General features: G+C 44.2%; 15 protein-coding genes. 11 read left to right on the top strand and 4 right to left on the bottom strand.

Annotated elements, in window-relative coordinates; all coding sequences use genetic code 11:
- Positions 1-3: 3 nt before the first annotated feature.
- The 9 genes from LIQ05_RS00910 (at position 4) to LIQ05_RS00870 (ending at position 7,121) form a co-directional block, all read left to right on the top strand.
- A complete protein-coding gene (locus LIQ05_RS00910; RefSeq protein WP_226817965.1) occupies positions 4-306 on the top strand; it encodes a BMC domain-containing protein in 303 nt (100 codons plus the stop codon).
- Between the two features lie 203 nt (positions 307-509).
- Positions 510-788, top strand: coding sequence for a BMC domain-containing protein (locus LIQ05_RS00905; RefSeq protein WP_005427721.1), 279 nt, complete (start codon positions 510-512; stop codon positions 786-788).
- A 47-nt stretch (positions 789-835) separates the two neighbouring features.
- The gene (gene pduL, locus LIQ05_RS00900) at positions 836-1,480 is read left to right on the top strand and encodes a phosphate propanoyltransferase (RefSeq protein WP_177290545.1); all 645 of its coding nucleotides are present in this window, start codon (positions 836-838) and stop codon (positions 1,478-1,480) included.
- Between the two features lie 106 nt (positions 1,481-1,586).
- Positions 1,587-1,853, top strand: coding sequence for a EutN/CcmL family microcompartment protein (locus LIQ05_RS00895; RefSeq protein WP_117850917.1), 267 nt, complete (start codon positions 1,587-1,589; stop codon positions 1,851-1,853).
- Positions 1,854-1,857: 4 nt separating this feature from the next.
- Positions 1,858-3,186, top strand: a complete 1,329-nt coding sequence (locus LIQ05_RS00890) for a 4Fe-4S dicluster domain-containing protein (protein ID WP_226817964.1) — start codon at positions 1,858-1,860, stop codon at positions 3,184-3,186.
- Between the two features lie 16 nt (positions 3,187-3,202).
- Positions 3,203-3,751, top strand: coding sequence for a BMC domain-containing protein (locus LIQ05_RS00885; RefSeq protein WP_118577770.1), 549 nt, complete (start codon positions 3,203-3,205; stop codon positions 3,749-3,751).
- Between the two features lie 42 nt (positions 3,752-3,793).
- Positions 3,794-4,567, top strand: coding sequence for a DeoR/GlpR family DNA-binding transcription regulator (locus LIQ05_RS00880; protein ID WP_226817963.1), 774 nt, complete (start codon positions 3,794-3,796; stop codon positions 4,565-4,567).
- A 48-nt stretch (positions 4,568-4,615) separates the two neighbouring features.
- Entirely contained in the window at positions 4,616-5,767 is a 1,152-nt protein-coding gene (locus tag LIQ05_RS00875; protein WP_226817962.1) for a 1-propanol dehydrogenase PduQ, read from the top strand.
- A gap of 238 nt (positions 5,768-6,005) precedes the next feature.
- Positions 6,006-7,121: a cob(I)yrinic acid a,c-diamide adenosyltransferase gene (locus LIQ05_RS00870; protein WP_226817961.1), complete on the top strand. Its 1,116-nt coding sequence runs from the start codon at positions 6,006-6,008 to the stop codon at positions 7,119-7,121.
- A gap of 137 nt (positions 7,122-7,258) precedes the next feature.
- On the opposite strand, the gene LIQ05_RS00865 is transcribed toward LIQ05_RS00870, so the two are convergent.
- The 3 genes from LIQ05_RS00865 to LIQ05_RS00855 form a co-directional block, all read right to left on the bottom strand.
- A complete protein-coding gene (locus tag LIQ05_RS00865; RefSeq protein ID WP_226817960.1) occupies positions 7,259-7,519 on the bottom strand; it encodes a heavy-metal-associated domain-containing protein in 261 nt (86 codons plus the stop codon).
- Positions 7,520-7,655: 136 nt separating this feature from the next.
- Positions 7,656-7,892 (bottom strand): hypothetical protein, encoded by a 237-nt coding sequence (locus LIQ05_RS00860; protein ID WP_226817959.1) that lies wholly within the window; start codon positions 7,890-7,892, stop codon positions 7,656-7,658.
- Between the two features lie 579 nt (positions 7,893-8,471).
- Complete coding sequence (locus LIQ05_RS00855; protein ID WP_226817958.1) at positions 8,472-9,320, bottom strand: AraC family transcriptional regulator; 849 nt, start codon at positions 9,318-9,320, stop codon at positions 8,472-8,474.
- A gap of 238 nt (positions 9,321-9,558) precedes the next feature.
- Here LIQ05_RS00855 and LIQ05_RS00850 point away from each other — a divergent pair, with 238 nt between their 5' ends.
- Positions 9,559-11,355 (top strand): L-fucose isomerase, encoded by a 1,797-nt coding sequence (locus LIQ05_RS00850; protein ID WP_226817957.1) that lies wholly within the window; start codon positions 9,559-9,561, stop codon positions 11,353-11,355.
- Positions 11,356-11,591: 236 nt separating this feature from the next.
- On the top strand, positions 11,592-12,731 hold the full coding sequence (locus LIQ05_RS00845; RefSeq protein WP_226817956.1) for a hypothetical protein: 1,140 nt from the start codon (positions 11,592-11,594) through the stop codon (positions 12,729-12,731).
- A 94-nt stretch (positions 12,732-12,825) separates the two neighbouring features.
- On the opposite strand, the gene LIQ05_RS00840 is transcribed toward LIQ05_RS00845, so the two are convergent.
- Positions 12,826-13,269 (bottom strand): RbsD/FucU family protein, encoded by a 444-nt coding sequence (locus tag LIQ05_RS00840; protein WP_226817955.1) that lies wholly within the window; start codon positions 13,267-13,269, stop codon positions 12,826-12,828.
- Positions 13,270-13,349: the final 80 nt, after the last annotated feature.

Below are 13,349 nucleotides of genomic sequence, written 5' to 3'. Positions count from 1 at the left end.
CTCATGAGTAAATCATATGGTTTTATCGAAATCACAGGTGTTGTAGCGGCTATGGATGCCCTGGACATCATGTGCAAAACGGCAGACGTTGAGCTGGCGTCATGGGAGCGTAAGCTGGGCGGACGACTGGTGACCATTATTGTACAAGGCGATGTGGCAGCTGTTACAGAGGCCGTGGAAGCGGCCGCAACACAAGCCATCAAGAAACCGGCAAGCTATGCAGTAATTGCCAATCCCCATGAGGAAATCGTCAAAATGGTGGAGTTAAGCGCAAGTCGATGGAGAAAGAAAAAGGGGGATGAATAATGGCTGACGAAGAAAAGAAAGAGACAGCGAAAAAAGCAGCCCCTAAAAAGGCAGCCGCTCCGAGAAGAACGGCCAGAACAACCAAAGCAAAAGCAGCAGAGGTAAAGGCAGAAGAGCCGAAGACCACTGCAGCTGACAAAGAGATTACAGAAAGCAAACACATAGAAGCTGAGAAACCAGCAATTCATAAGGAGGAAAAAATCATGACACAGGAAGCATTAGGAATGGTAGAAACCAGAGGACTTACAGCAGCTATCGAGGCAGCTGACCAGATGTGCAAAGCAGCTAACGTTGCATTAGTTGGAACAGAGAAGATCGGATCCGGTCTTGTAACTGTTATGGTTCGTGGAGATGTTGGAGCAGTTAAATCTGCAGTTGAGAGCGGAAGCGCAGCAGCATCCAGACTTGGAGAGCTTGTAGCTACACACGTAATTCCGAGACCTCATACTGATGTTGAGAAGATTCTTCCAGTTCTCAAATAATTCACGCCTAGATTATTACATAATCCAGGAAGAAAGCAGGTGTACTTTTGGAAACCAATAATGTTGAGCTGATCACCAGAATGGTATTGGATGCTCTTAACAAAAAAGAAGAAAAAGGCAATGGTTTCATGGTGCCGATCGGAGTTTCCGCAAGACATATCCACCTGACACAGGAACATGTTGAAGCTTTATTCGGACCAGGATATCAGCTCACCAAGAAGAAAGAGCTGATGGGAGGACAGTTTGCGTCCAATGAGACAGTAACCATCGTTGGACTGAAGCTCCGTGCCATCGAGAATGTCCGCATTCTCGGACCGGTCCGCAAGGCTTCCCAGGTTGAGGTATCAGCTACAGATGCCATCAAGCTTGGTATGAAAGTACCGGTTCGTGAGTCTGGAGATGTTAAGGGAAGTGCTCCTATCGCTATTGTCGGACCGAAAGGTGCGATCTATCTGAAAGAGGGATGTATCGTAGCAATGCGCCACATCCACATGTCCCCGAAGGATGCCCAGGCAGCCGGCGTGAAGGACGGAGATATCGTTTCTGTTAAGGCAGACAATGAGAGAGGTACTATTTTCAATCATGTGAAGATCCGTGTGGACGACAGTTTTACACTGGAGATGCACATTGATACAGATGAAGCAAATGCAGCAAAAATTGCCACAGGCAATACAGTTACAATCATAAAGTAATGAAGCGGAAGTTACATTCCTCATTACGAAAATAAAATGTTCAGCCATGCAGGATTTGGGGACAGATACGTGCGTGGCTGAACTGGTATAAAATTTGGAGGTTCACATGATAGTTGGCAAGGTAGTAGGAAGCGTTGTTTCCACAAGAAAAAACGAAAAGCTGATCGGCAATAAGTTTATGATCGTGGAACCGGTTCATCACATGAAAGGTGACCTCAGCCAGATTGTTGCAATCGATATTATCGGTGCAGGAATCGGAGAATATGTATTGGTGGCACAAGGAAGCGCGGCAAGAATTGGCTGCGGCGTAGAAACAGCACCGGTAGATGCCGCCATTGTAGGTATCGTTGATGACGGTGCAGGATTGGAGTAACGCCATGGATATCAAAGAATTACAGAATATTATACAGGAGAATGGTGTAGTTGGTGCCGGCGGTGCAGGATTTCCTACATATATGAAGCTGACAGATAAAGCCAATACCATTCTTATGAACTGTGCAGAGTGCGAACCTTTACTGAAATTACATAGACAGTTATTAGAGAAGCACGCTTACGAAATTATGAAAACCTTCCATATGGTTCAGGAGACTGTTGGAGCTTCTGAGGCCATTATTGGAATCAAAAAATCTTATGTTCAGACAGTAAATGCTCTGAAACAGCATATTGAAGAGTTCCCGGGAATGCGCATCCATCTTCTGGATGAAGTATATCCTATGGGTGATGAGGTTGTACTGATCTACGAAGCAACTGGTAGAGTTGTAAGACCTGGCGGACTTCCTATTGAGCAGGGAGTGGCAGTGTTCAACGTAGAGACATTGTATAATATATACCAGGCAGTAGAGAAAAAAGAGCCTGTAACATCTAAATATGTATCTGTTGTAGCTGAGGTAAATCATCCGGTAACTGTAAGAGTACCTCTTGGATGTACCATGGATGACGTAGTTGCACAGGCAGGCGGAACTACTGTAAAAGATCCGGTTTACTTTATTGGTGGACCGATGATGGGAAGAATCGGAAAAGGTTCTGACCCTGTGACGAAGACAACAAATGCGATTCTGGTTCTGCCAAAAGACCATTTAATCGTACAGAAGAAGATGCGGACTTCTGCTATAGATTTAAAACGCGCAGCATCTATTTGCTGCCAGTGTAATACTTGTACTGATCTTTGTCCACGTAACAATCTGGGACATCCGATTGATCCGGCACGCTTCATGCGCGCAGCTTCCAATCAGGATTTCAGAGATGTAAATCCTTACATTAATGCAAGCTTCTGCAGCTCCTGTGGTGTGTGTGAAATGTACGCATGTCCTCAGAGCCTTGCTCCAAGAACACTTCTTGCAGACATGAAGGGTGGACTTCGTAAGGAAGGTATTCGTCCTCCTCAGGGAGTACAGCCAGTACCAGTTAAGGAATCCAGAGAATACCGCAAGGTTCCGGAAGAACGCCTGATGGCACGTCTTGGTCTTACAAAATACGACAAAGACGCACCAATGGACGAGACACTGGTTGAAATTCCAAAGGTTAAAATTCTTCTTAGCCAGCATATCGGAGCTCCGGCGCAGGCAATTGTAAAGGTTGGAGATCAGGTGGCACGAGGTCAGATGATCGCTTCCCCGGCCCAGGGCTTAAGTGTTGGTATCCATGCAACCATCTCCGGTAAAGTTACCGAAGTGACAGATCGCTGGATCGTAGTTGCAAAGAATTAGAAAGGACGTGCAGAAAATGAGTAAAGCAATCGGAATGATTGAATTCAAAACTACAGCTACCGGCGTTACTGCAGCAGATGCAATGGTTAAGACATCTGATGTAGAAATCGTTGAGGCGCAGACCGTGTGTCCGGGTAAATATATTGCAATTATCACCGGTGATCTCAGTGCGGTAAAAGCTGCCGTTGATACAGCTGTAACAACATATGAGGACAAGTGTATTGACAGCTTCGTACTGGGTAATCCACACGAGTCTCTTTTCCCGGCTATTTACGGAACTACTCAGGTTGAGGAGATCAGTGCACTGGGAATTCTTGAAACATATGACGCAGCTTCCATTATCGAGGCTGCAGATCAGGCTGCAAAGACTGCAATTGTAGATCTTATTGAGCTTCGTATTGCAAAAGGTATGTGCGGAAAATCTTACATGATGATCACTGGTGAGGTTTCTGCCGTATCCGCATCAATCGACAGAGCAAAAGAGCTTGTTGCTGAGAAAGGCATGTATCTGGATTCATCTGTTATCGCACATCCGGATAAGAGAATGATCGACAGCCTTCTGTAATTCTGGTCTGACCAATAAAACGAACACGGAGGGGATCTGAATATGCTTGCATTAGAGAGACGAAATCTGATCCTTGAGAAATTACAGAATGAAAAACGCGTAGTAGTAAGTGAACTGAGCCAGTTATACGGAGTATCCGAAGAGACCATCAGACGGGATCTGGACAAGCTGGAGAAGGAAGGGCTTGCCATTAAAAGTTATGGCGGAGCTGTGATCAATGAAGATGTAAGCATTGATCTTCCCTTTAACGTGCGTAAGAATCAGAATGTAGTTGGGAAACAGAAGATGGCGGAAATCGTAGCCTCTCTTGTGCATGACGGGGAACATCTGCTTCTGGACGCCAGTACAACTGCGGTGTTCGTTGCAAAAGCATTAAAAGAAAAGGAGCGTCTGACTATGATCACCAATTCCATGGAGATTCTTCTGGAACTGGCAGATGTGTCAGGGTGGAACATTATTTCCACAGGTGGGATGATGAAGGAAGGTTACCTTGCCTTCCTTGGATCCCGGACAGAAGAAGTCATTCGCTCTTATTTTGTAGATACTGTGGTCTTTTCCTGCAAGGCTCTTGATGAGAAATGGGGAGTGATGGAATCACAGGAGGCTTTTGGAACGGCGAAGAAAGCAATGCTGGATTCCGGACGTAGGAAGATCCTGGTTGTGGACAATACGAAATTTGACCAGACCGCATTTTCCGTTGCAGGAAGACTGCGGGATATTGATATTGTTGTGACAGATATGAAGCCTTCTGACAAATGGCTAAAGCTTTTTGAAAAAGAGGGTGTGGAGTGCAGATATCCGGAATCTGTCCGATAGAAGCTTTCAAAAGTACAAAAGAGAGCTGCAATAAAGGAGCATTGAATTATGAAAACTTTTGAAATGAAAACAGTCATCCACTTTGGTGACAATGCCCTGGATAGACTGGCAGAACTGCCATACAAAAAAGTTCTGGTGATCACAGATCCATTCATCGCAAAAGGGGAAATGATCAATCTGATCACAGACCCACTGAAAAGCGGTGGCAAGGAGTTTGAAGTATTCAGTGATGTTGTACCGGACGCACCGGTAGGAAAAATCGCAGAAGGTGTAAAGAAGTTTCTGGAGTACCAGCCGGAGGTTGTAGTAGCTGTCGGAGGCGGCTCTGCAATTGACTCTTCCAAGGCAATCCGTGAGTTTGCCCTGAAGATCAACAATTACGGAAAAGTGGGTCTTATTGCAATTCCTACTACCAGTGGTACTGGATCTGAGGTTACCTCTTTTGCAGTTGTAAATGATACAGAGAACCATGTGAAGTATCCGCTGATCTCAGAAAGCCTTACTGCTGATGAGGCAATTCTGGATGCAGAGCTGGTAAAGAGCGTTCCACCTTCTATCACAGCAGATACAGGTATGGACGTACTGACTCATGCAATCGAGTCTTATGTAAGTATCAATCACAATGAATTTTCATCTGCTCTTGCAGAAAAGTCAATTGAAATCTGCGGAGTCTTTCTGTTAAGAGCATACCTTGACGGCAGTGATATGCATGCCCGTCAGAAAATGCACGTAGCTTCCTGTCTTGCAGGGCTTTCCTTTAACACAGCAGGACTGGGAATTACACATAGTATGGCTCACCAGCTTGGTGCTGTTTTCCATATTCCTCATGGACGTGCCAACGCTATGCTGCTTCCACACATTGTGGAGTTTAATGCGAATATCAACAAGCACAGCAAGAGCCAGAAAGAATATCTTCCGGCAGTAAAGAGATATGCAAATATCGCCCACATTCTTGGACTTAGCAATTACAACAAAGTAATGTCTGTAAGATCTCTTGTAAACTGGATCCAGTTTATGCAAAAAGAGATGAATATTCCGCTTACCATTCAGGAAATCGGAACGATTTCACCAGACGAGTACTTCGGGGCAATTGACAAGATGGCAGACGCAGCACTTGCGGATGCCTGCACACCGGCCAACCCAAGAGTTCCAACCAAGGAAGATATTGTGAAGATCTACAAGAAATTGTGGTCATTCTAAATTACGCGGGCAATAAGCTAATGTCCATGGATGCATGAGACCTTGGCGACTGCCGCGATAATGGGCAAAATTTGCAGGACGTGTATTATCTTGTTTTAAGAACATGAGCTTAAGATAGAGCTTAATTGATCTGTCTTAAGCTGATTTTAAATACTTTATTAGTATAGTGAAGAAAAAGCAAGCTATGTATTGCTTCGTGTTCAGTGTACTGATATAAGGAAGATCAGGAGAGAGTCCTATGAGTATTTATACAAAAAATGGTGACAAGGGAACTACCAATCTTGTCCGCACGAAAAATGTTTCTAAGGCTGATGACAGAGTTCAGTTGGAGGGAACTATAGATGAACTTTCCTGTCATATTGGAGTTCTGAAAACCATGATCGGGGACGCAGATACTTATCGTTTTCTGGAGAAGATCCAGGAAAATCTGACCAGGATCGCTGCAGGAGTGGCGGATCCATATAATAGGGATTATAAGATAAATGATGATAAGACAGTGCTTTTGGAAGAAGAGATTGATCGTCTGGAGGGACTGTTTCATTTACCAAAGGAAGCAGCTCTGCCTGGTGCCTGTCGTTTGTCTGCGGAGATTGATGTGACTCGGGCTGTTGCAAGAAGGGCAGAGCGCGATCTTGCCACTGTAAGTGTGAAGTTTGGTTCCGATACAGGAAGTAAGAAATACATGAACCGCCTGGTGGATTATCTGTACGTGCTTGCCCGCTATGAAGAAACGAAGGCGGCAGGTCAGATGGCAGGAACGCCAGGGACTGTAGAAAATGGCCTGTCTGCTGGAAACATGGAAATACAGGCAGATGGAACTGGGAAAATGGCAGGAGGAAGCGTGAGCGTGGATACGAAAGGTGAAAATTCTCCCATATCTGGTACCTCTGATTCTGTAGACGAAGCAGTGATCCAGGCTGTACTGCGCCGCATGGGAATGCAGAATAAGATTACCTTGGAGGTCGCGAAAAAGCTGATTGGGAAAATCGAACAGGAAGCTCTTCGCCGCGGTAAGAAAGCGGTTATTGCAGTTTGCGGTCCGGAGGGAAATCCAATTGCCGTTCATGTAATGGACGGAGCATTTCTGGTAAGTTTTGATGTTGCTTTGAAAAAGGCTTATACCTCTGTCGCTGTGAAGATGTCCACCATGGAATTATCCAAACTGGCACAGCCAGGTGGAACCTTCTACGGTGTTGATAAAATGGACGGTGGAAAGATCGTGATTTTCGGAGGCGGTGTGCCACTGAAGTCCGGAGATACGATTATTGGAGGTCTTGGTATAAGCGGTGGCACAGGCGAGGAAGACCATAGCCTTGCGGAATATGCGCTTTCCGTATTGCCAGAAATATTATAGCGGAAATATTTTTCCCAATTTGGAGAATGATTTGTAAACGAAATAGTATAAAAGAACCCTGCATCGTTTGCCGGAAAATTATGATAAACGATGCAGGGCCTTTTTATGGGGGTTGAGATTATTATGGAAAAGAAAGGTTATTTTTTCAAAAAAGAGAAAAAGCCTTTCTTTTTTTCGTAAGGAGCTTTTGAGACAGAAAGAAGTTTATAACCTGTTTTATCAATGGTCTCCTTCAGTTTCGCTTCATCAAGATCATTTTCTGTAAGAATAACCGTCTCTCCTTTTGTATGGGAAGAGATAACTTTATTTACAGAAAAGTTATTGCGAATGCTTTCGTTAATGTGGGACTCACACATTCCACACATCATTCCGTCTATTTTTAATGTGATCTGCTGCATAATTTATTCTCCATTTCCTAATAGATTTGCCGATGGTCAGGATATTTTTTCAAAGAGAAAAATATCCTGGCGGCATATTTTCAGAAGAAACGGCTCTGGCGTGTACTTACAAAATCATTCCCGTAATCTGCAGACCTTAAGCTGTATAATCAAATTTCACAAAGGACAGCTCACAGTTTGCAATACGGCTGCAGATATTTACTGCTGAATACATGACTACGGAAAATTCCCCGTCAAGGGTATCCACATGAAGATAATGTCCGTCAGCGGAAATTTCAGCGTGTTTCACATCGCCTCGCTCTGCAAGTTCTTTTATGATTTCGTTTGCCTGGTCATCTGTAACAGCTTTTGATAAATGATAACATCTTCCCATGATCCAATAGCTTCCTTTTTTTGTACTTTTGTTAGCAACTTCTAACTGAAAATATTATAGCATGTTTTTAGAAAAAGAAAACTCTGTAAACTGATAAAATATATCATTTAGATGTCGGATTATGGGAGAATTTTACGACCGAATTTCGTTGTAATAGCATTCGGCTTTTGTTAGAATAGAAGAAACGAAAGAGAAAAACAATTTCTGATTTTCTGCGGCGTTCTGCAGCAGTATGTGCGGACAGTTTTCTGCCATGGGCTAATCTGCCTGATCAGCAGCAATTCCATCATCCATTTACTTGAAAATCTCTTGCATAAGGGTCCTGGAATAAGAGACCATTCTGGAAAAAATGGCATGTGTAGCGAAATAAGAACAAATAGGGGCTTTTTCGCGTCTGTACAGCAAAAGAAAGCGCATAAAGTGCGTCAACGTAGCCTGTGAGAATACAGGAATGCTTCTCTGTCGTTCTTCTGACGACAAAAATAACATCTCTTCTACATATCTGCAACGTTAGAAGAAAAGGAGGGGAAATCTGTCCCTTATTTACGGGCGGACATCTGGCCAGTGCCCGCCTGCTGATCAACTCTTCTTGTATTTTCCCGGTGTAGTTCCCTTGTACTTTTTGAAGGTACGGATGAAATAGCTTAAGTCATTGAAACCGTTGCGGTATGCAATATCCGTGATGGAGTCATCTGTTGTTGAAATCTCATAGCAGGCATGCTCGATTCTTTGGCGGTTCAGGTAGTCCATAGGTGTCTGATGTGTCATTTCAGAAAAGAAACGGCAGAAATATTTTGGCGACATGGATACCGAATCAGACAGCTGCCCCAGAGTAAGAGGGGAAGCATAATTTTTTTCAATAAATTCCACCACCTGCTTCAGCTGAAGAATGCGTTTGTAATCACGACGTGCCTTGGGCTGGCTGTCCAGATAGTAATGATTACTAAAAACGATACCAAAAAAGTGGTAAAATTGTCCGATTATAGAAAGCTCATATCCAGGCTTGTGTTGCTCCATAGCCTGAAAAAGTGAATTTACGACACTTAAAATATCTGGATAACGATTGTCAAAGTGGTGAAAAATCAAAATATCCTGGTGGACGATCTTTTGGATATGATCGGCACAGACGGAATTCAGCTTCAAAAATACGTTCATATCAAATACAATGCACTGATAGACACAATTTACAGGAATTCCAGAATGTAAAATTCCACTATGGATAAAAATCACATCACCCTGTACTGCTTTGAAACTTTTTTCGTCTAAAGTGACGGTAAATTCTCCGGAAAGAATTCGGATAATTTCATATTCCACATGCCAGTGGTAAGACATAACATATTTGGGATGGTTTTGGTCAATGTGATGAAACTCAAAAGGAAACTCATAAGTGCCTCTTGGACGGTCTTCGTTCTGATCAATAATCTGCAAAATCTTTCTTCCCTTCAAAAATTTATAGAAATTTTACTGCTTCGACAGAAAAAGTGAATATTGTACTATTATTTGCTATTATAGCACAAGTAATTTTCCAGAATCAATCCTATAATAAAAAATATGAGAGGCCAAGAGAGGGAGAGGCTTTTCCCGACAGCGGCACCCCAGGCACAGTGCCTGAGAACGAAATAAAAGAACAATTTAAATTATTTATAACAGGAGGTATGAAACTACTATGGCAAAGAGCAGATTAATCGGAAGCTACCCTGTAATCGGTATCAGACCAACAATCGATGGACGTAGAGGAGCCCTTGATGTAAGAGGATCTCTGGAAGAGCAGACCATGAACATGGCGAAATCCGTTAAGGAATTATATGAGGCAAACTTAAGATATTCCAACGGTGAGCCTGTAAAAGTTGTAATCGCTGATACAACGATCGGACGTGTTGGTGAGGCTGCTGCCTGCGCAGACAAGTTCAGACATGAAGGCGTTGATATTACCGTAACTGTTACACCTTGCTGGTGCTACGGTGCAGAGACAATGGATATGGATCCACAGACCATCAAGGCTGTATGGGGATTTAATGCGACTGAGAGACCAGGAGCTGTTTACCTTGCTTCCGTTCTTGCTACACATGCACAGAAAGGCCTTCCGGCTTTCGGTATCTATGGACATGAGGTTCTGGATGCTGACGACACAGAAATGCCAGAAGACGTAAAAGAAAAAATGTTAAGATTCGGTCGTGCAGCAGTTGCAGTTGCAACTATGAGAAACAAATCCTGGCTGCAGATCGGTTCCGTTACAATGGGTATCGGCGGATCTATCATTGATCCTGATTTCATCGAGTCCTATCTTGGCATGCGTGTTGAGTCTGTTGACGAGGTTGAGATCATCCGTCGTATGACAGAAGGCATCTATGATCACGAAGAATTTGACAGAGCTATGAAATGGGCAAAAGAGAACTGTACCATCGGTTTCGACAAGAACCCGCCAGAACTTCAGATGTCAGAAGAGCAGAAAGAAGAGCAGTTCGAGTTTGTTGTTAAAATGGCAGTTATCATCCAGGAGCTTATGAATGGATGCGATAAGCTTGATCCGAAATTCTCTGAGGAGGCAATTGGACATAACGCAATCGCTGCTGGTTTCCAGGGACAGAGACAGTGGACAGACTTCTATCCGAACGGTGACTTCGCAGAGGCTATGCTGAATACTTCCTTTGATTGGAACGGAGCAAGAGAGCCATATATCCTTGCTACAGAGAACGACGTTCTTAATGGTCTTGGAATGCTGTTTATGAAACTTCTTACAGGACGTGCCCAGATGTTCGCAGATGTTCGTACATACTGGAGTGCAAATGCTGTAAAACGTGTTACAGGATATGATCTTGAAGGTGTTGCAAAAGAGAACGATGGTATCATCCATCTGATCAACTCTGGCGCATGCTGCCTTGACGCTTCCGGTGTTGTAAAGGATGAGAACGGCGAAGGCGTTATGAAGGAATGGTGGAACGTAACAGAGGAAGACCAGAAAGCGATCATGAAGGCTACTACCTGGAATGCAGCTGATAACGGATACTTCCGTGGCGGCGGATTCTCCTCCAGATTTGAGACAAGAGCTACTATGCCGGCAACCATGATCCGTCTGAACCTTGTAAAAGGTCTTGGACCGGTTCTTCAGATCGCAGAGGGCTGGACTGTAGAGCTTCCAGAGGATGTATCTGATACACTTTGGAAACGTACTGACTATACATGGCCATGTACATGGTTCGTACCGAGATGCGATGGCAAAGATGGCGCATTCAAGAGTGCCTATGATGTTATGAACAACTGGGGCGCTAACCACGGTGCAATCTCCTATGGACACATTGGAGCAGATCTGATCACAATGTGCTCTATGCTGAGAATCCCGGTTTGCATGCACAATGTACCGGAAACGGATATCTTCCGTCCGGCAGCATGGAACGCATTTGGAATGGATAAAGAAGGTGCAGACTTCAGAGCTTGCAAGAACTATGGCCCTCTTTACAAATAATTAGCTTTTTATAATTCCCTTCTTTCATCCCCCCCCAAAAGATTCAGAAAGAAGGAAACAAAGGAGCAGGATTTCGGGTCCTGCTCCTTTGCTGTATACGGGAAAAATCGCCTGAGAAGGCTTTTGTACTGGAAAAAAGACTGGAAGAATATGAGAAAAATGGTTGCATCTTTCTGGTTGTGTGGTACAATGAAAAATAGCATAAAAAAGTATATAACAGGGAAAAGGGGATATATATGAAGAAAAAGCTGGGAATGCTGCTGGCTGTGGTTCTTACCTTCTGCATGTCCGCAGTGGTTTTTGCAGATGCAGGAAAGACACAGCAGGTAGATTATAAGACCGATTACTATATGATCGTAGAATCGCCGGATGGCGGTATCGATATGTATTCTGAGGCGAGCGTGGACAGCCCGAAGCTGAATGATGAGCTTATTCCAAATGGGACAGCTATTCATGTGGAAGGTGAGAGCACGGATGAAGCAGGCAAGACCTGGATCTATGCACAGCTTCACAGTGTATTCGGATTCCTTCAGGAGGATTATCTGAAGCCGGCTACTCTTTCAGAGGCGATCGCTTCTGAGCTTGCTTTATACGGAAGCACAGATGTGAATTACGACATTACAGTAAATGCAAAAGAAGATGGATCTGTTTCCCTTTATAAAGGACCTTGTAAAAAATATGGTACCATTTCCGGGGGCTGCAACATTGCCAATGGTGAGAAGCTTCACATTGATACCGAAGTAGACACTGGTAAAGATGGTATCTGGGGCAAGACAGAAGCCGGCGGAGTTTCCGGCTGGGTAAATATTGCTCAGGCTACCAACACAGAAGAGAATTCAGTAGAACTGATCCCAGAGACAGATGCCGAGGCACAGTCAGCAGGTGACAGAGTGACCGAAGGCAGTGAAGAAGAGACTGCTGAGGCTGGAAATGCTTCTGCACAGAGCGAAGAAGAGAAAGCAGATGCAAAGAATGCAGAGCCTACCAGTACACCGACTCCAAAGCCGACCAGTACCAGCACACCAACACCAGAGCCGACTAGTACCAGCACACCGACTCCGGAACCGACTGAGACCAGCACACCAACACCGGAACCCACTGAGACCAGCACACCGACTCCAGAGCCCACTGAAACCAGTACACCGACTCCGGAACCGACCGAGACCAGTACACCAACACCAGAGCCAACTGAGACAGTAGCAGCAACTGAGACCGCAGCGCCTGCAGACAGCGCAGACCAGGAAGCATCCAGTGAGAGCGTAGAGAGCACATCCAATGGAATGAGTTCTGCAATCTGGATCCTGATCGTTGTAATCATTATTGGAATTGCAGTTGTGATCTGGCTTGTAAAAAGAAACAGTAAGAAAAGCGAATAATCGAGATTAAGAGAAACCAAAAGCTCCGCCGGGAAATTCCGGCGGAGCTTTTTTCATAGGAGTCTGTTATAAAACACATGTTTCGAAACGGATTTTATTTGTTGATCACAACACCCTTCTGAAGCATAACGTTTGCATAAACGGCTTTCTCACCTGTTGCGATGATGCAGTAAGCTTTCTTTGCTTCTTCGTAGAATGCGAAACGTTCAATATTTCCAACTGCGTCAGCACCGCGCTCGTCATGTTTGGAAACGATCTCTTTGTAGGTATCCCAGATTGGAGTCTTAACCGGATCACCAGGCATAACTTCCATTAAGGTTACTGGTTTCTCAACATAGGAATCAAGTGGGATAACGGTGAGAATTGCATCCAGAAGCTCTGGAACCCCATGTCCGTCGCAGCGTACAACAACTGCATTTTTACCCATGGATTCTACTGGGAAGTTACCATCTGCGATGACGATACGGTCACTGTGACCCATTTCGCATAAAACCTTTAAAAGCTGTGGTGAAAGTATTTCCGGAATTCCTTTTAACATAATATATTCTCCCTTCGTTCTTTTTCGAAAACCAGGCATAGGAATCCAAAACCATAATGCTGATTTCGAAAGTATTCTAC

The organism is Blautia glucerasea, from assembly GCF_020537505.1.
GTDB lineage: Bacteria > Bacillota > Clostridia > Lachnospirales > Lachnospiraceae > Blautia_A.
This window is presented reverse-complemented; position numbering and strand designations above follow the sequence as displayed.

Bases quoted from the DNA above. Each gene is read 5' to 3' on its own strand.
- LIQ05_RS00910 (WP_226817965.1), top strand. From the start codon at position 4: ATGAGTAAATCATATGGTTTTATCGAAATCACAGGTGTTGTAGCGGCT.
- LIQ05_RS00905 (WP_005427721.1), top strand. From the start codon at position 510: ATGACACAGGAAGCATTAGGAATGGTAGAAACCAGAGGACTTACAGCA.
- LIQ05_RS00860 (WP_226817959.1), bottom strand. From the start codon at position 7,892: ATGGGAAGATGTTATCATTTATCAAAAGCTGTTACAGATGACCAGGCA.
- LIQ05_RS00880 (WP_226817963.1), top strand. From the start codon at position 3,794: ATGCTTGCATTAGAGAGACGAAATCTGATCCTTGAGAAATTACAGAAT.
- LIQ05_RS00870 (WP_226817961.1), top strand. From the start codon at position 6,006: ATGAGTATTTATACAAAAAATGGTGACAAGGGAACTACCAATCTTGTC.
- LIQ05_RS00885 (WP_118577770.1), top strand. From the start codon at position 3,203: ATGAGTAAAGCAATCGGAATGATTGAATTCAAAACTACAGCTACCGGC.
- LIQ05_RS00895 (WP_117850917.1), top strand. From the start codon at position 1,587: ATGATAGTTGGCAAGGTAGTAGGAAGCGTTGTTTCCACAAGAAAAAAC.
- LIQ05_RS00850 (WP_226817957.1), top strand. From the start codon at position 9,559: ATGGCAAAGAGCAGATTAATCGGAAGCTACCCTGTAATCGGTATCAGA.
- LIQ05_RS00890 (WP_226817964.1), top strand. From the start codon at position 1,858: ATGGATATCAAAGAATTACAGAATATTATACAGGAGAATGGTGTAGTT.
- LIQ05_RS00875 (WP_226817962.1), top strand. From the start codon at position 4,616: ATGAAAACTTTTGAAATGAAAACAGTCATCCACTTTGGTGACAATGCC.
- LIQ05_RS00845 (WP_226817956.1), top strand. From the start codon at position 11,592: ATGAAGAAAAAGCTGGGAATGCTGCTGGCTGTGGTTCTTACCTTCTGC.
- LIQ05_RS00865 (WP_226817960.1), bottom strand. From the start codon at position 7,519: ATGCAGCAGATCACATTAAAAATAGACGGAATGATGTGTGGAATGTGT.
- LIQ05_RS00840 (WP_226817955.1), bottom strand. From the start codon at position 13,269: ATGTTAAAAGGAATTCCGGAAATACTTTCACCACAGCTTTTAAAGGTT.